Raw genomic sequence first — 17419 nt, 5'->3', positions numbered from 1 at the left:
GGCGGTGCCTGCTACTGGCGCAGGCGGAAGCGCTCCATGCGCGACATGACCTGCATCCGGGTGCGTACGCCGAGGCGCTGCAGGATCGCCGAGACATGTTCCTTGACGGTGTTCTCCGTCAGGCCGAGGCGCCGAGCGATGACCTTGTTGGGCAGCCCTTCCAGTACCAGCGCCAGCACCGAGCCTTGGCGCGGGGTCAGTCCCAGTTCCGCCGGCGTGACCGGAATGCCGTGCGCCGGTCCGAAGGACTGGGCACGGCCATTGAGCGCTTCGTCGGAGGGAAAGGATGTGTCGCCTGCCAGCACCTTGCGCACGGCGGCTGTGAATGCGTTGGCATCTAGATGCTTGCCGACGAACCCGCAGGCGGCTAGCGCGCGCGCGCGGCCTACGATCTCGGGTGTGGCCTCGGCCGACATGAAAATAAAGCGGGCGGAAGGGACCAGCGTCTTGAGCGCCTGCATGGCGTCGAAGCCGGTACCGTCCGTCAGCCAGATATCCAGCAGCACAATGTCAGGCCTGAGTCCTTGCTGCAAGGCACTGAGCGCCTCCTTGGCGCTACCGGCGGCATGGACGGCGACGTCCGGCATCACCTCCGCCAGGAAGGCGGTAGTGCCGGACAAGGCCATAGGATGATCATCGACCACCAACAAGGTCGGTGCAGCGTTCGACATGCGATTTCCCGTCTAATTTCCCAGTTCGTCCTTGTTGTCACTTAAAGCCGAGCTAACGGTCTGCGCGTGGACGATAGCAGCCACTCTAGCAGAGCGGGCGAGGCGTCACAATCCGTCGAAGGGGTACCTACGTTGCGTATAGGTCATGCGAAACGGCGCTGCGATGAGGGTTTCACGTGTTTTAAGCGCCTAATGCGCTCGCTTTAGCCGTGTACGGCCACCGGCTTGGTAGAATTGCGCGATGAAAAATATCGTTATCCTGATTTCCGGGCGAGGCTCCAATATGGAAGCCATCGTCAGCGCCTGTGCCGCCGAAGGCTGGCCAGCGCGCGTAGCGGCGGTCCTGTCGAACAGGCCGGACGCCGAAGGCCTGAAATTTGCCGCTGAGCACGGCGTGGCCACCGGTGTGGTGGATCACACGAAATATGCCGATCGCGCCACTTTTGACGCGGCGCTGGCCAAGGCCATCGACGCATTCGCACCGGATCTGGTGGTGCTGGCCGGCTTCATGCGCATCCTGACGCCGGACTTTGTCGACAAGTACGCCGGGCGCATGCTGAATATCCACCCCTCGCTGCTGCCATGCTTTCCGGGACTGCATACGCACCGGCAGGCCATCGAGGCGGGTGTCAAGGTCCACGGCGCCAGCGTGCATTTCGTCACGCCGGAACTCGATCACGGCCCCGTCATCGTCCAGGCCGCGCTCGACGTGCTGCCGGACGATACGCCCGAAAGCCTGGCCACGCGCCTGTTGCCAAGCGAACACGTGATCTACCCGCGCGCGGTGCGCTGGTTTGTCGAAGACCGGCTGCGCGTGCACGCCGGCGCAGTCCGGGTCGAACCACCCGAATCCCAGTTATTTACGGCCTTTGCTGCCGCTACGGAGGTGCAGTCATGAGCCGGAATACCGCAGGGGCGCGCCAGCCCGTTCGCAACAAGCACAAGGGTACCCCGATCCGCCAGGCCGCCAGGCCGCGCGACGCGGGCGACAGCCATGCTCCGCAGCAGGGTCGCGGGCCGCATGGCGGCCTGCACGCCGTTCATATCCAGCACATCGACCGCCTGCTGGGCAAGGTGCTGATGTTCACGCGCCCCTCCGACGTGGTGGTGAGCTACTACTTCCGCGAAAACCCCAAGCTTGGCCATCGTGAACGCGGCATCATCGCCGAAGCCGTATTTGCCGTATTGCGCCGGCGCGTCGAGTTTTCGCAGTTCGCTGCCAGCGGCACGGGCGCGTCGCAGCGCCGCCTGGCCCTGCTCGGCCTGGCCGCCACGCTGGGCCGGGATGCGCTGACGCCGTTCCTGCTGCCGGAAGAGGGCGAATGGCTTGATCGCCTGACGACGATCGAGCGTGCCAGCCTGGCGCCGCGCGTGCGCGCCAACCTGCCTGAGTGGCTGTTCGACCAGCTGGCCGCCCGCCACGACGAAGCCTTTGTCGAAGCACTGGGCGACGCGTGGCTGCGGCCCGCGCCCCTGGACCTGCGCGCCAACCTGGTCAAGACCACCCAGGAAGCCGCGCTGGCCGAGCTGACCGCCGCTGGCCTGAAGGCCGAGCCGACGCCGATGGCCCCCGCCGGCATCCGCCTGGCCGGCAAGCCGGCGCTCAACCAGTTGCCGCTGTTCGTTAACGGCCTGGTCGAAGTGCAGGATGAAGGCAGCCAGCTTCTGTGCAACCTGGTTGCGCCCAAGCGCGGCGAAATGGTGGTGGATTTCTGCGCCGGTGCCGGTGGCAAGACACTGGCGCTGGGGGCGCAGATGCGCTCCACCGGGCGCCTGTATGCGTTCGATGTGTCCGAGAAGCGCCTGGCCAACCTCAAGCCGCGCCTGGCGCGCAGCGGACTGTCGAACGTGCATCCGGTACTGATCGACTCCGAGCATGACGCCAAGATCAAGCGTCTGGCCGGCAAGATCGACCGCGTGCTGGTGGATGCGCCCTGCAGCGGCCTGGGTACGCTGCGGCGCAACCCGGACCTGAAATGGCGCCAGTCGCCGCAATCGGTGCTGGAACTGACCGCCAAGCAAGCGGCCATCCTCGAATCCGCGGCGCGTCTGGTCAAGGTGGGCGGCCGGGTGGTTTATGCGACCTGCAGCGTGCTGGAAGCCGAGAACGAAGGCATCGTGCGCGGTTTCCTGGCCGCGCATCCTGCCTTCCGCCTGGTCCCTGCCGCACAGGTGTTGGCCGAGCAAAAGATCACGGTGCCCGGTTTGCCGGAAGATGCCGAGATGCTGGCGCTTTACCCGCATCTGCACCAGACCGATGGCTTCTTCGCCGCGGTGCTGGAACGCGTCAGCTAACGTTTGAACCGTCAGGACCCGGCATCGGGACTGGCGGCTGCAGCGCCGAGGACCGCCCTGTCCCGGCTGCCTTTCCAGCGCGGGACCGGCTACGGTTTGTCGGGCCCGCTGCTTGCGCTGCGTTGCCTTGCTCGTTGTGCTCTTGCGGCCCGTTATCGGGCAATCGCCGGGGCCGTTCGATTGCTCCCCGGCTCGCCTCGCCCAGTTATTCCTGAGCATGAATCCCAATCCCCTGAACGAACTCCACGCCTCGCATCCGGCCTTTGGCAAGATGCTCGATGACCTGATCCGCGATGCGGGCGGCCCCGGTTTTATCTGGCAACTGGTGGTACTCGCCGCCTGCCTCGCGTTGGCATGGCCGCTGGCAAGGCTGGTCGTCAAGCGAGTCGAAGCCGGCTACGCCGGATCCAGCTTCGCGCTGCGCTTTGCCGCTGCCAGCCTGGAGCGCGCCATGTTCCCACTGTTCGGCTGGCTGCTGGTGATGGGCGCGCGCTACGGGCTGGAACTGGTCATGTCGACCAGCGTGCTGCGCCTCGCGCTGGTGCCGCTGTTTGGCATCACCTTCCTCTATTTCGCCTTCTATATCCTGCGCCGCGTGCTGTCCGGCAGTGGCCAGCTGCACGGCATGCTGCTGCTGGTGGAGAAGGTGCTGACGACGCTGGTCTGGGCGGCAATGGCGCTATATGTGCTGGGATTGCTGTCTGATGTGGTGAACTGGATGGAATCCGTCCGCTTTTCGCTCGGCGGGAAGCAGAAGATCAGCCTGGCCGATACCCTGGTGGCAGCCATATGGATCTTGCTCACGGTGTTGGTGGCCATGTGGTTTGGTTCGTGGCTGGAAGAGCGCCTGATGCGCTCGAGCGGGCTGGACAGCAACCTGAAAGTGGTTCTGACCCGGCTTTCCAAGGCTTTGCTGCTGCTGGTCTCGCTCTTGCTGAGCTTGTCGCTGGTGGGCATCGATCTCACGGTACTGTCCGTATTCGGCGGCGCGCTGGGTGTGGGTCTGGGCCTGGGCTTGCAAAAGATCGCCAGCAACTACATTTCTGGCTTCATCATCCTGCTCGACCACTCGGTCAAGCTGGGCGACCAGATCACTGTGGACAAGTACACCGGCATCGTCTCGCAGATTCGCACGCGCTACACAGTGGTCCGCAATGGCGATGGCGAAACCCTGGTGCCTAACGAGCAACTGGTGGCGCAGGCCGTGCAGAACCACTCGTTCTCCAATACCAATGTGCGCGTTGCAACGCGTGTACAGGCCGATTACGCGGCCGATCCCGAGAAAGTGCTGGCATTGCTGGTCGAGGCGGCCCAAGGCATCCCGCGCTTATTGGTTGAGCCCGCGCCGTCGGCGTTTCTGGTGCTGTTCGGAGACAATGGCATCGAATACGAGCTTGCTGGCTACATTGCCGATCCCCAGAACGGGAAACTCGGCGTGCAATCGGCGCTGAACCGGGCCATATGGCGGAAATTCCGGGAACATGGCATCTCGATACCGTATCCGCAGCGGGAAGTGCGGGTGCTGGGCGGGGCGGACGCCCACGGGCGAAGTGAGGCTGGTGACGTGGATCAAGAAGCGCTAATTGTTCGGGCGGATGGCACTGCGGGCAGCAGGGCCTGACTTTTCGCGAGGCGCTTGGGCCACCTTGTGGAACGATCCATGTTGCTTAACGTCAAAATGGGGGTAAAAGCGGATGTCCGCTCGATCCGGGTGCGGTAGAATCCAGGGTAGTTGCGGGTTCATCCGGAATCGGATCTTGTCCGGGTGAGTTTATCGACCTCCCGCCCCCACCAGACAGCCGCCAGATTGCAGCGGCTCGTGTCCAGTCCCGCCGGCAGGCAGCAGTTGCCCAAGGCGCCAGACGCGCATGCCTGGGGGCTCCGGCGATTGCCGGGGTTTCAGGCAGGCACCATATGACGCAATCATTGAATTTGCAGTCCTTTTTCTGCACATTGTTTGTGGCCCGCCATGTCGTGCCGCACTGAATACCCCTGTTTAATCGACGGAGAACAGTTTGTTCGACACTATTCTTGACTGGGCCGCCAACGGCCTCGCCAACTGGTCCTGGTGGGAAATCGTGATCTACACGCTGGTGGTGACTCACATCACCATCGCGGGCGTCACGATATACCTGCACCGCTGCATGGCGCACCGGTCGCTGGACCTGCACCCTATCGTTTCGCATTTCTTCCGTGGCTGGCTGTGGCTGACCACCGGCATGGTCACCAAGGAGTGGACCGCCATCCACCGCAAGCACCACGCCAAGTGCGAGACCGAAGACGATCCCCACAGCCCGCAGACTCGCGGCATCCGCAAGGTGCTGCTGGAAGGCGCGGAGCTGTATCGCGCCGAGTCCAAGAACAGGGAAACCATCACCAAGTTCGGCCACGGCACGCCTGACGACTGGGTCGAGCGCAATGTCTACTCGCGCTTCGGCTGGCAGGGCGTTGGCCTGATGCTGATCATCGACCTCGCCTTGTTCGGCGTGATCGGCATGACCGTGTGGGCGGTGCAGATGTTGTGGATCCCGATTCACGCCGCCGGCATCATCAATGGCCTGGGCCACTGGTGGGGTTATCGCAATTACGATTGCGAGGACGCTTCGACCAATGTTTCGCCGTGGGGCATCATCATCGGCGGCGAAGAGCTGCATAACAACCACCACACCTACCCGACGTCGGCGAAGTTCTCGATCAAGTGGTATGAGTTCGATATCGGCTGGGGCTATATCCGCGCCATGCAGGCCGTTGGCCTTGCCAAGGTCAAGAAGACCCCGCCGAAGGCACGCCTGGTGGAGGCTCGCCCGGTCGACCACAACACGCTGGAAGCCATCATCGCCAACCGCTATGACGTGATGGCCCGCTATGCCAAGGCGGTCAAGAGCGCCTACAAGCAGGAACTGGAAAAGCTGAAGGAAGCCCGCGTGGCCGAGTACAGCAGCTTCAAGCCCGCCCGCAAGTGGTTCCACCGCGAGGAAACCAAGCTGGCCGATCCGCAACGCCAGCAACTGGCCAGCATCGTCGAGCAGAACAAGTCGCTGCACACCTTTGTGGAGATGCGCCGCGAACTGGCCGCGATCTGGGGCCGCTCCAACCTGACGCGCGAACAGCTGCTTCAGCAGTTGCAGGCCTGGTGCCATCGCGCCGAGGCCAGCGGCATCGAGGCGCTGCACGATTTCTCGCTGCGCCTGCGCCGCTATGCCTGATGCGGCTTGATGCCTGACCCGGCGTGGCCTGATACAATTTAGCTCGCCCGAAAGCCCCGCCCCTGGCGGGGCTTTTGTTTTCGCTAAACTCCCCCAATGTAAGGGCTGGCAGCGAAATCCAGGCGCGCGGCCCCAGAGGAGTATCGGAGATGACCCCCCAAACGATAAAGACCGTCGAGTTCGAGAAACCGAACCTGTCGACGGAGTCCCCCGATGGCGGCAGCTGTGTCGCCCATGCCTGGGCCAAGGTGCCCCCGGTGCTGTCGGCACAGGAGCGCACGGCGCTGAAGGAGCGCATCAAGGATTTGCTCAAGCAGCGCAATGCGGTGCTGGTAGCGCACTATTACGTCGATTCGGACCTGCAGGACCTGGCGGAAGAAACCGGCGGCTGCGTGTCGGATTCGCTGGAAATGGCGCGCTTCGGCCGCGACCACCCGGCCAAGACGCTGGTGGTGGCTGGCGTTCGCTTCATGGGCGAGACCGCCAAGATCCTCAGTCCGGAAAAGACCATCCTGATGCCGGACCTTGACGCGACGTGCTCGCTCGACCTGGGCTGCCCGGCCGACGAGTTCGCCGCGTTCTGCGATGCGCATCCCGACCGTACGGTGGTGGTCTATGCCAATACCAGCGCGGCCGTGAAGGCACGCGCGGACTGGATGGTGACCTCCAGCATCGGCCTGAAGATCGTCGAGCACCTGCACGCACGTGGCGAGAAGATCCTGTGGGCACCGGACAAGCACCTGGGCGGCTATATCCAGAAGCAGACCGGCGCGGACATGCTGTTGTGGCAGGGCTCATGCCTGGTGCACGACGAGTTCAAGGGCATCGAGCTGGATCTGCTGCGCCGCGAGTTCCCCAAGGCCAAGATCCTCGTGCATCCGGAGTCACCGGCCAATGTGGTGGAGCAGGCCGATGTGGTTGGCTCGACGTCGCAACTGATCGCGGCGGTCCAGGAACTGGATGCCCGCGAATTCATCGTTGCGACCGACAACGGCATCCTGCACAAGATGCGGCTGGCCGCACCCGACAAGCATTTCATCGAGGCGCCCACCGCCGGGAACAGTGCGACCTGCAAGAGTTGCGCGCACTGCCCGTGGATGGCGATGAATGCACTGACCAACCTGGCTGAGGTGCTTGAGCGCGGCCATAACGAAATTCATGTTGATGCCGCCATCGGCCGCCAGGCTGTGATCTGCATCGACCGCATGCTCGATTTCGCCGCGCGGCAGAAGGCCAATGTGCGGCCCAAGGCCGATTTGGCCAGCGAGCAGGCTTTGTTCAAAGGAATCGGTCCGGCATGAGCGGTAATGCAAACGTGAACGCAAACGTGAACGCAAACGTCAATCCAGTTTTCGACAGCTACGGCGCGGCGCTGGCCGAGGCCCTGAAAGCCAATGTACGCGCGGCCATCGCCGAGGATGTCGGCAGCGGCGACCTGACCGGTTTGCTGGTGCCCGCAGCCAAGTCCGCACGGGCTCGCGTGATCGTGCGCGAGCAAGCCGTGCTATGCGGTCAGCCGTGGTTCGAGGCCTGCATGCGCGCGGTGGATCCCGCACTGCAGGTTCGCTGGCAGCAAGCCGAAGGCGCCCGCATGGCACCGGACTCGGTGGTGTGCGAGATCACGGGACCGGCCCGCTCGCTGCTGACCGCGGAGCGGCCAGCGCTGAACTTCCTGCAGTTGCTGTCCGGCGTGGCTACCGCTACGCGCCGTTATGCCGATCTGGTCGAGGGGACGCGCGCGCGCGTGCTGGATACCCGCAAGACGCTGCCCGGCCTGCGCCTGGCACAGAAGTACGCGGTCAAGGTCGGTGGCGGTGACAACCAGCGTCTGGCGCTGTACGACGGCATCCTGATCAAGGAGAACCACATCGCCGCGGCAGGCAGCATTACCGCGGCCATGCAGGCAGCAGCCGCACTCGATGCGGGCGTGTCGGTGCAGGTGGAGGTGGAAAGCCTGGCGGAGTTGGAGGAGGCGTTGGCGGCCGATGCGAAATCGATCCTGATCGACAATTTTACCGAGGCGATGATGTGCGATGCCGTGCGTATCAATGCCGGGCGCGCGTTGCTGGAAGTCTCGGGTGGCGTCAATGCGGATACCATTCGCGCCTTCGCGGAGACCGGTGTCGACCGGATCTCGGTGGGTGCGCTGACCAAGGATGTGCGCGCCACGGACTATTCATTGCGCATCATCGAGTAATCTGGCGTTTGAGACACATCGGTAAATTGGCTATCCGGAAAGAAAAAGCGCGCTGTGAGGCGCGCTTTTTCTTTGCGTGATGGAAAGCGAGGAACGCTACTTCGCCCGCTCGCGCTTGAACAACGGCTGCATCACGGTCGGCAGCGCTTTTGGCAAGGTCTCCGGATAGTCGCGGCTAAAGTGCAAACCACGGCTTTCGTGGCGCGAATAGGCGCTATCGACGATCAATGAGGCGACTTCCACCAGGTTGCGCAATTCCAGCAGGTCGCGCGTCACGCGGAAGTTGGCATAGTATTCGGCTATTTCCTCGCGCAGCAGGCTGATACGGTGTTGCGCGCGCTCGAGCCGCTTGCTGGTGCGCACGATGCCGACGTAATTCCACATCATGCGGCGCAGCTCGTCCCAGTTGTGCGATACAACCACTTCCTCGTCGGCATCCGCCACCCGGCTTTCATCCCAGCCGGGCAGGGTGATGTCCGGTTGACCAGCCTTGTCCTGGCCGGCAATGTCGAGTGCCGCCGCGCGCCCGATCACCATGCACTCGAGCAGTGAGTTGGAGGCCAGGCGGTTGGCGCCGTGCAATCCGGTGCAACCGGTCTCGCCGACGGCATAGAGATTGGCCAGGTCGGTGCGGCCCGCCGTGTCGGTCACTACGCCGCCACAGGTGTAGTGCGCAGCCGGCACCACAGGGATCGGTTCGCGCGCAATGTCGATGCCCAGCTCCAGGCAACGTGCATGGATTGTCGGGAAGTGCTCGCGCAGGAAGGATTCGGGCTGGTGGCTGATGTCGAGGTGCACGTAATCCAGCCCGCGCTTCTTCATTTCGAAGTCGATCGCGCGCGCCACCACGTCGCGCGGAGCCAACTCGGCGCGCTCGTCGTGCTCGGGCATGAAGCGCGTGCCGTCGGGCAGCTTGAGCAGGCCCCCTTCGCCGCGCACTGCCTCCGAAATCAGGAAGGACTTGGCGTACGGGTGGTACAGGCAGGTCGGGTGGAACTGGATGAATTCCATGTTCGATACCCGGCAACCCGCGCGCCAGGCCATGGCGATGCCGTCGCCGGTGGCCGTGTCGGGGTTGGTGGTGTAGAGGTAGACCTTGCCCGCGCCACCCGTGGCCAGCACGGTGTGCGTCGCGGTGATGGTCTGCACCTCGCCGCTGGCGTCGTTCAGTACGTAAAGGCCATAGCAGCGATTGCCCGGCAGGCCGAGCTTGCGCGAGGTGATCAGGTCCACCGCGAAGTGGTCTTCGATGATCGTGATGTTGGGGTGCTGGCGTGCCTGCTCGGTGAGAGTGGACACGACGGCGTGGCCGGTCGCGTCCGCGGCGTGGATGATGCGCCGCCGGCTGTGTCCGCCTTCCCGCGTCAGGTGGTAGCCCAGTTCGGCCTGGTCGTCGCGCGTGAACGGCACGCCGCGGTCGATCAGCCACTGGATTGCTTCGCGCCCGTGCTCGACGATATAACGCGTTGCGCTGTCATCGCACAGGCCCGCGCCGGCCACCAGGGTGTCCTGATGGTGCTCGTCATGGCTGTCGCCCGAGTCCAGCACCGCGGCGATGCCGCCCTGTGCCCAGTCGCTGGCGCCCGTCGTCATGGCGCGTTTGCAGATGATGACAACCCGATGGGTGTCGGCCAGTTGCAGCGCGACCGTCAGACCGGCCAGTCCGCTGCCGACAATGGCGACATCGAAGTTCATGATGCGAGAGACGCGCGCGTGGCGCGGTCGGGAGGCAGGAAAGCTGGAAAGTGTACACCGGCGGCGCGCTTGCGTGGGCGGCGCTGCGGAGTCGCGCCTGTGATGCGGCTTTCGCGCCGCATAAAAAGCAAAAACCCCGCCTGAGCGGGGTTTCTACTAACATGCCGCGCGATCGGCATGTGGAAGACAGGATCAATTACTTGATCTTGGTTTCCTTGTACGACACGTGCTTGCGGGCGACGGGATCGAACTTCATGATCTCCATCTTTTCCGGCATCGTGCGCTTGTTCTTGGTGGTCGTGTAGAAGTGACCCGTACCTGCAGTCGACTCCAACTTGATTTTATCGCGTCCGCCTTTGCTGGCCATGATGTGCTCCTAATTAGACTTCGCCGCGTGCGCGCAGATCTACGAGCACGGAGTCGATGCCTTTCTTGTCGATCAGGCGCAGGCCGGCGTTCGAGACGCGCAGGCTCACCCAGCGGTTTTCCGATTCAACAAAGAAACGACGATTCTGCAGGTTGGGCAGAAAACGGCGCTTGGTCTTGTTGTTTGCGTGGGAAACGTTGTTGCCGACCATCGGCGCTTTCCCGGTCACTTGACAGACGCGTGCCATGAAGCACTCCTAACTCTTCTACGTGGACAATGTTCGCAACAGATCAACAAAAGGCGCGCTGGCCCGGACTGCAGCGGTTGAGACTTCAGCAAACGAGCATTATAGACCGGAAAGCGATGGTGAATCAATGCCTACCTTAGTTTACCGTGCAGGGGTGTGCATTCATGCGGTTGGCGTCACATGTCGCGTCACAACTGGCCGTGCTCGGAGAAGGAGTGAATGCTGCTGCCCGCCACGACGAAATGGTCGAGTACCTGTACGTCGATCAAGGCGAGGGAGCGGCACAGCGCGCGGGTCATGGCTAGATCGGCCGGGCTGGGCGTGGCGTTGCCCGACGGGTGGTTGTGGGCGACGATCACAGCCGCGGCGTTGTGTGAAAGTGCCTTTCGTGCAACTTCTCGCGGGTAGACGCTGGTCTGGGTCAGGGTCCCGCGAAATAGTTCTTCGCTGGCCAGGAGCCCGTTGCGTGCGTCGAGAAACAGGCAGTGAAAGACTTCATGGGGAAGCCTCGCCAGCGTCAGGCGCAGGTAGTCGCGCACAGCCGTGGGTGAGTTCAGCGCGTCGGGCAACTGCAGTTGCTCAGCCAGCGCGCGCCGGGTGAGTTCCTGCGCCGCCTGCAGTTGCGCGTACTTGGCGCTGCCGATGCCCTTGATGCTGGCCAGTTGCCCGGCGCCGGCGGAAAGCAGGCTGCTCAGGGAGCCGAAATGGTTAAGCAGCTCGCATGCCAGGTCCACTGCACTTTTTCCAGCGACCCCCACGCGCAGGAATACGGCGAGCAGCTCGGCATCCGAGAGCGCTGCGGCGCCGCTAAAGAGAAGCTTCTCGCGTGGCCGCTCGTTGCTGGGCCAGTCGGTAATACGCATGACACGATCCCCCCGGAACAATGGCACCGCGGACAAGGCGGCGCTCGGTCGAGTCGCTTACAATACGGGTTGTCGACAGGTTGAGCACTCATGAATTTGCAAACTATTGCTTCCGGTCCGAAGGACGGCGCCGCGGACGGTCGGAAGACCGTGCAGGCGGATTCCTTCCTGACCCTTCACTACAGCATCTCCCTCGAGAATGGCACTGAGATCATCAGTACCTTCGAGGAGAAGCCCGCCACGTTGCTGCTGGGGCAGGGCCAGTTCGCGCCCACCCTGGAGCAGGCCCTGCTGGGCATGCCGGAGGGCGAGCGCATGACTTACCGGCTGGCGGCGGAGCACGCCTTCGGTCCGCGCAACCCTGAGCTGCTGCAACGGGTTTCGCTGGCGACGCTGCGTGAGAACAGCTCGTTCGAAGAAGACTACGCCCCGGGCGACCTGGTTGAGTTCAACGCGCCGGGAGGCGGAAAGTACGCCGGTGTGCTCAAGGAGATCGGGGCGACGTCGGCGCTGTTCGATTTCAACCACCCGCTGGCCGGGCAGACCATCCTGTTCGATGTCCAGCTGATCGGCATTCTCTAAGCACCACCGGCCGGCAACCGCCGGCATCCTTGAATCGAATCCTTGCATGTCTGAGCTCACCACAGCCACCGATGCCGAGATCCTGATGGCGCAGCCGCGCGGCTTTTGCGCCGGTGTGGATCGTGCCATCGAGATCGTCGAGCGCGCCCTTGAACGCTACGGCGCGCCTATCTATGTGCGTCACGAAATCGTGCACAACGCCTACGTGGTGGAAGACCTGCGCCGCAAGGGCGCTGTCTTCGTGCAGGAACTGGAGGAGGTGCCCCCGGGCTCCACAGTGATCTTCAGTGCGCATGGCGTATCAAAGGAAGTGCGTGCCGACGCCACGGTGCGCGGCCTCAACGTCTTCGATGCCACCTGTCCGCTGGTGACCAAGGTGCATGTGGAAGTCGGCAAGATGCGCGCCGAGGGCTGCGAGATCATCATGATCGGCCACAAGGGCCATCCCGAAGTCGAGGGCACCATGGGGCAGGCCGAAGGCGGCATGCTGCTGGTCGAGTCCGCCGAAGATGTGGCGAAGCTGCAGGTGGCCGACGCCGGGCGGCTCGCCTTCGTGACCCAGACCACGCTCTCGGTCGACGAGACGCTGGAGATCGTCGCTGCGCTCAAGGCGCGCTTCCCGCTGATCCGCGAGCCCAAGAAGCAGGACATCTGCTACGCCACCCAGAACCGCCAGGATGCCGTCAAGTTCATGGCGCCGCAGGTGGAGGTGGTGATCGTGGTGGGCAGTCCCAACAGTTCGAACTCCAACCGCTTGCGCGAGCTCGCCGAACGCCTCGGTGTGCCGGCCTACATGATCGATTCGCCGGATCAGCTGCGTGCGGAGTGGGTTGCGGGCAAGCGCCGCATCGGGCTGACAGCCGGCGCGTCCGCACCGGAGGCGCTGGCGCAGTCCATCGTCGAGCGCCTGCGCCTGCTGGGAGTGCGCAACGTGCGTGCGCTGGATGGCATCGAAGAGAAGATGTCGTTCCCCCTGCCGCGGGGCTTGCAGCAAGTCACTCCCGCCTGATTCGCTGCTGATTCCGTAGCGGCCGGCGGCTGTCTCACGGCGCTGCCGGCACCGGCTGGCGCGGCCCCTCCTTTCCAGATTGGTGCATCATCCCCGTGCCGGCCCCTGGCCGGGGCCGCAGCGTGTCCGCTGCGGCTGGCGCTCGCCTTGCTTCCCTCTTTCCCGTCCACGCCCGTCCGCGCGCAGGCATGCCCGTCGCAATCCAGTCCAGGCTGGTGCAACTGGTTGCCGCCTGCTTCGCACCACTCCATTGCCACGGTTGCACCAATATATCGCATCGATATATAGCCCGGTATTCCTTGGATAATGCACATACCTGCCGCCGCGGCCCTTCTACCTGTCTGCAATAAAAGACAACCAAGGGAAATCCCTGTAATTGGGGATTTCCCTATTATGGTGCCGGCGTACTCGCTCGTTGTATATGAATGAGGTGGTTCATATTAAATGGAACACCTATTTAATACGGCGCCTGAGTGAGTGACGCAAACGCTGCAAATGTGGCCTCTGGCCTACGGTAGGCACGAATCTTGTTAGTATCAACGGCTAGCCTCCATGTAGGCGGGAATTGCCCCAATTTGTGCATTGGGGAAATTCCCTAGCTCATTTGGTGGGTTAATCCTTCAGGTTGTTGCGTCGCATATTGCATCCGTATAAAAAGGGAATACAATTCGCGCGTTTCAAATTGAAACTAAACTATGGCGGTTCAGGGGAAACGTCCGGGGGGCGTTGGTTTACCCTGATCATGTGAATCCTAGGAGATCACTCATGCAAATCACGTTTGCCAAGATTCTGCCGATCGCAGCCGCAGTGGCGCTGGTTACTGCTTGCGGCAAGAAAGAAGAAAAGCCGGCCGAGCCGGCAGCGTCGGCGCCTGCCGCGGCAGCGCCCGCAGCCGGTGGCGGCGAAGTTGTAGTCAAGATCGGTCACGCGGCACCGCTCACCGGCGGTATCGCTCACCTTGGCAAGGACAACGAAAACGGCGCTCGCCTGGCCGTGGAAGAAGTCAATAAGGCAGGCCTGGAAGTCAACGGCAAGAAGGTCAAGCTCGAACTGGTCGGCGAAGACGACGCGGGCGACCCGAAGACCGGCACCGCCGTGGCGCAGAAGCTGGTGGACGCGAAGGTCGTGGCCGTGGTCGGTCACCTGAATTCGGGCGTATCGATCCCGGCCTCCAAGATCTATAGCGATGCCGGCATCGTGCAGATCTCGCCGTCGTCGACCAACCCCGACTACACCAAGCAAGGGTTCAAGACGACCTTCCGCGTGGTCGCCACCGATGCCCAGCAGGGTCCGGCGCTGGCCAACTACGCCACCAAGAGCCTGCACGCCAAGAGCGTGGCCATCGTTGACGATGCCACTGCCTACGGCAAGGGCCTGGCCGACGAGTTCGAGAAGACCGCCAAGGCTTCCGGCGTGAACGTGGTGGCGCGTGAAGCCACCAACGACAAGGCCACCGACTTCAAGGCCATTCTGACCAAGATCAAGGGCAAGAAGCCTGATGTGATCATGTACGGCGGCATGGACGCCACCGGCGGCCCGTTCGCCAAGCAGGCCAAGGAACTCGGCATCACCTCCAAGATCGTTGGCGGCGATGGCGTATGTACCGACAAGGTGGCCGAACTGGCCGGCGATGCCGTGCAAAACATCATCTGCTCGGAAGCTGGCCTGGCACTGTCGAAGATGGAGCAGGGCGCGGATTTCGACAAGCGCTACCAGGCTCGCTTCAATGCGCCGGTGCAGATCTATGCACCGTTCACCTATGACGCCGTGATGGTCATCGTCGACGCCATGAAGCGCGCCAACTCGACCGAACCGGCGGCCATCCTGGCCGAGATGCCCAAGACGAACTACAAGGGCCTGATCGGCACCATCGCCTTCGATGAAAAGGGCGACATGAAGGAGGGCACCATCACGCTGTACGAGTACAAGGACAAGAAGAAGACCGTCCTTGACGTCGTGAAGATGTAGTCCGGGCTTACCGGCCCATCCGAACGGCACCGCGAGTATGTTGCGGTGCCGTTTTTTTAGCCTTGCCTTACATGCAGCATCCTTACCATGGGTGGAGTAGGCAGGCCGCTTACCAGCAAACAACCGCACTACCAAGCCACCCACATATCAACGTCCCCCCGGCATCCACACCATGTCGAGGGAAATTGGACGGAAGCAAGGAGTTTTCATGGATATCCTTATCCAGCAGATCGTGAACGGTCTGGTGCTCGGCAGCATCTATGCGCTGATCGCACTCGGCTACACCATGGTCTACGGCATTCTCGGGATCATCAACTTCGCCCACGGCGACGTCCTGATGATCGGCGCACTGACCGCTTTGACAGCAATCCTGGGATTGCAGAAATTTGCCCCCGGGCTACCCGAATGGCTCACGCTGGTGATCGCGACACTGATCGCCATGCCGGTCTGCGCCGTGCTGGCGTACACCATCGAGCGGGTGGCCTACCGGCCGTTGCGCAACGCGCCACGGCTGGCCCCGCTGATCACCGCCATTGGCGTTTCCATCATCCTGCAGACCGTGGCGATGATGATCTGGTCGCGTAACCCACTTACCTTCCCGCAACTGCTGCCCTCGGATCCGATCGATATCGGTGCCACCGGCGCGACCATCACGGGCAAGGAAATCGTCATCATCGGCATGGCGCTGATGGTGATGGCGGGCCTGCTGACTCTCGTCAACCGCACCAAGCTCGGCCGCGCGATGCGCGCCACCGCCGAGAACCAGAAGGTGGCGGGGCTGATGGGCGTGAACCCGAACTTCGTGATCTCGGCCACCTTCATGATCGGTGCCGCGCTGGCAGCGCTGGCCGGCGTGATGATGGCGACCAACTACGGCAACGCGCACTTCTACATGGGCTTCATCCCCGGCCTGAAGGCGTTCACCGCCGCAGTGCTGGGCGGCATCGGCAACCTGGCGGGCGCCATGGTCGGCGGCATGCTGCTGGGCCTGATCGAAGCGCTGGGCGCCGGCTATATCGGCGATCTCACTGGTGGCGTATTTGGCTCCAACTACCAGGATGTGTTCGCCTTCATCGTGCTGATCATCGTCCTTGTGTTCCGTCCGTCCGGCATCATGGGCGAGCGGGTTTCCGAACGCGCCTGAGGAGAGAGAATCCATGAATACCCCGATTCCATCCCCGGCGGCGCCGGCAGCGCCGCTAACCAAGACCCCGGCCAAGACCATGGCCGCCCTGATGGCCTTCCTGGTGATCGCCCTGTGCGCGCCGTTCCTCGTGCAGACGCTGGGCGGCAACTACTGGGTGCGCGTGCTCGATTTCGCGCTGATCTACATCATGCTGGCGCTCGGCCTGAACATCGTGGTGGGCTTTGCCGGCCTGCTCGACCTTGGCTACATCGCTTTCTATGCCGTAGGGGCGTACCTGATGGCCTTGCTGGGCTCGCCCCACCTGGCCAACCAGTTTGAGTGGATCCACCAGCTTTTCCCGAATGGCCTGCACCTTTCCATGTGGTTCGTGCTGCCGTTGGCCGTGCTGGTGGCGGCAACCTTCGGTGTGCTGCTTGGCGCGCCAACGCTCAAGCTGCGCGGCGACTACCTCGCCATCGTGACCCTGGGCTTCGGCGAGATCATCCGCATCTTCCTGAACAACCTTGACCGCCCGCTCAACATCACCAACGGCCCGAAGGGGATCACGGCGGTGGATCCGGTTCACATCTTCGGCTTCGATTTCTCCAAGTCGCACGAGATATTCGGGCTGAAGTTCACGCCGGTGTTCATGTACTACTACCTGCTGGTGGTGCTGGTGATCGCCATCGTGTTCATCTGCCTGCGCCTGCAGAATTCGCGCATCGGCCGAGCCTTCGTGGCCATCCGCGAAGACGAGATCGCCGCCAAGGCGATGGGCATCAACACCCGCAACATCAAGCTGCTGGCCTTCGCCATGGGCGCGTCGTTTGGCGGCGCGTCGGGCGCGGTGTTCGGCGCTTTCCAGGGTTTTGTGTCGCCTGAGTCGTTCGTGCTGTGGGAGTCCATCTACATCCTCGCCATCGTGGTGCTGGGTGGCATGGGCCACATCCCCGGCGTGATCCTCGGCGGTATCTTGCTGGTGGGTTTCCAGGAACTGCTGCGCGCCGTGGCGGAGCCGGCGCAGAACATGCTCTTCGGCCATACCATCGTCGACGCCGAAGTGCTGCGCCAGTTGCTGTTCGGGCTGGCCCTGGTTGGCGTGATGCTGTATCGCCCGGCAGGCCTGTGGCCGTCGCCGCGCAAGGAAGACCGGCCGGTGATCCGCCGCCCGGGCAGCGTTGGCCGTTTCTGAC

General features: G+C 63.1%; 16 protein-coding genes. 11 read left to right on the top strand and 5 right to left on the bottom strand.

Features of this window, described 5'->3' with window-relative positions; translation table 11 throughout:
- Positions 1-11: 11 nt before the first annotated feature.
- Positions 12-671, bottom strand: a complete 660-nt coding sequence (locus tag CF70_RS17830; RefSeq protein WP_035867362.1) for a response regulator — start codon at positions 669-671, stop codon at positions 12-14.
- A gap of 241 nt (positions 672-912) precedes the next feature.
- Here CF70_RS17830 and purN point away from each other — a divergent pair, with 241 nt between their 5' ends.
- From purN to nadC, 6 genes are all read left to right on the top strand, one after another.
- Positions 913-1569, top strand: coding sequence for a phosphoribosylglycinamide formyltransferase (purN, locus tag CF70_RS17825; protein ID WP_035867360.1), 657 nt, complete (start codon positions 913-915; stop codon positions 1567-1569).
- Entirely contained in the window at positions 1566-2966 is a 1401-nt protein-coding gene (locus tag CF70_RS17820; protein WP_035867358.1) for an RsmB/NOP family class I SAM-dependent RNA methyltransferase, read from the top strand. Before purN ends, CF70_RS17820 begins: the two co-directional genes overlap by 4 nt.
- Before the next feature lie 217 nt (positions 2967-3183).
- Entirely contained in the window at positions 3184-4587 is a 1404-nt protein-coding gene (locus tag CF70_RS17815) for a mechanosensitive ion channel family protein (RefSeq protein WP_081862227.1), read from the top strand.
- Positions 4588-4981: 394 nt separating this feature from the next.
- A complete protein-coding gene (locus tag CF70_RS17810; RefSeq protein WP_035867356.1) occupies positions 4982-6172 on the top strand; it encodes a DesA family fatty acid desaturase in 1191 nt (396 codons plus the stop codon).
- 149 nt (positions 6173-6321) lie between these two features.
- The gene (nadA, locus tag CF70_RS17805; RefSeq protein WP_035867354.1) at positions 6322-7473 is read left to right on the top strand and encodes a quinolinate synthase NadA; all 1152 of its coding nucleotides are present in this window, start codon (positions 6322-6324) and stop codon (positions 7471-7473) included.
- Entirely contained in the window at positions 7470-8369 is a 900-nt protein-coding gene (gene nadC / locus CF70_RS17800; protein WP_051648625.1) for a carboxylating nicotinate-nucleotide diphosphorylase, read from the top strand. Before nadA ends, nadC begins: the two co-directional genes overlap by 4 nt.
- Before the next feature lie 96 nt (positions 8370-8465).
- Here the strand turns inward: nadC and nadB are convergent, their stop codons facing one another.
- From nadB to radC, 4 genes are all read right to left on the bottom strand, one after another.
- The gene (nadB, locus tag CF70_RS17795; protein ID WP_035867351.1) at positions 8466-10064 is read right to left on the bottom strand and encodes an L-aspartate oxidase; all 1599 of its coding nucleotides are present in this window, start codon (positions 10062-10064) and stop codon (positions 8466-8468) included.
- Between the two features lie 196 nt (positions 10065-10260).
- Positions 10261-10431: a 50S ribosomal protein L33 gene (rpmG, locus tag CF70_RS17790; protein WP_006157508.1), complete on the bottom strand. Its 171-nt coding sequence runs from the start codon at positions 10429-10431 to the stop codon at positions 10261-10263.
- A gap of 13 nt (positions 10432-10444) precedes the next feature.
- Positions 10445-10678: a 50S ribosomal protein L28 gene (rpmB, locus tag CF70_RS17785; protein WP_035867349.1), complete on the bottom strand. Its 234-nt coding sequence runs from the start codon at positions 10676-10678 to the stop codon at positions 10445-10447.
- Positions 10679-10866: 188 nt separating this feature from the next.
- Positions 10867-11541, bottom strand: coding sequence for a RadC family protein (gene radC, locus CF70_RS17780; protein ID WP_035867348.1), 675 nt, complete (start codon positions 11539-11541; stop codon positions 10867-10869).
- 90 nt (positions 11542-11631) lie between these two features.
- Here radC and CF70_RS17775 point away from each other — a divergent pair, with 90 nt between their 5' ends.
- The 5 genes from CF70_RS17775 (at position 11632) to CF70_RS17755 (ending at position 17418) form a co-directional block, all read left to right on the top strand.
- The gene (locus tag CF70_RS17775) at positions 11632-12123 is read left to right on the top strand and encodes an FKBP-type peptidyl-prolyl cis-trans isomerase (protein WP_035867346.1); all 492 of its coding nucleotides are present in this window, start codon (positions 11632-11634) and stop codon (positions 12121-12123) included.
- A 46-nt stretch (positions 12124-12169) separates the two neighbouring features.
- The gene (gene ispH / locus CF70_RS17770) at positions 12170-13132 is read left to right on the top strand and encodes a 4-hydroxy-3-methylbut-2-enyl diphosphate reductase (protein WP_035867345.1); all 963 of its coding nucleotides are present in this window, start codon (positions 12170-12172) and stop codon (positions 13130-13132) included.
- Positions 13133-13897: 765 nt separating this feature from the next.
- Positions 13898-15100 carry a branched-chain amino acid ABC transporter substrate-binding protein gene (locus CF70_RS17765; RefSeq protein WP_035867344.1) on the top strand — a complete coding sequence of 401 codons (1203 nt, stop codon included), beginning with the start codon at positions 13898-13900 and terminating at the stop codon, positions 15098-15100.
- Between the two features lie 208 nt (positions 15101-15308).
- Complete coding sequence (locus CF70_RS17760) at positions 15309-16244, top strand: branched-chain amino acid ABC transporter permease (protein ID WP_035867343.1); 936 nt, start codon at positions 15309-15311, stop codon at positions 16242-16244.
- Between the two features lie 13 nt (positions 16245-16257).
- Complete coding sequence (locus tag CF70_RS17755; RefSeq protein WP_035867342.1) at positions 16258-17418, top strand: ABC transporter permease subunit; 1161 nt, start codon at positions 16258-16260, stop codon at positions 17416-17418.
- The last annotated feature ends 1 nt before the right edge of the window (position 17419 follow it).

The organism is Cupriavidus sp. SK-3 (assembly GCF_000611145.1).
Lineage (GTDB): Bacteria > Pseudomonadota > Gammaproteobacteria > Burkholderiales > Burkholderiaceae > Cupriavidus.
This window is presented reverse-complemented; position numbering and strand designations above follow the sequence as displayed.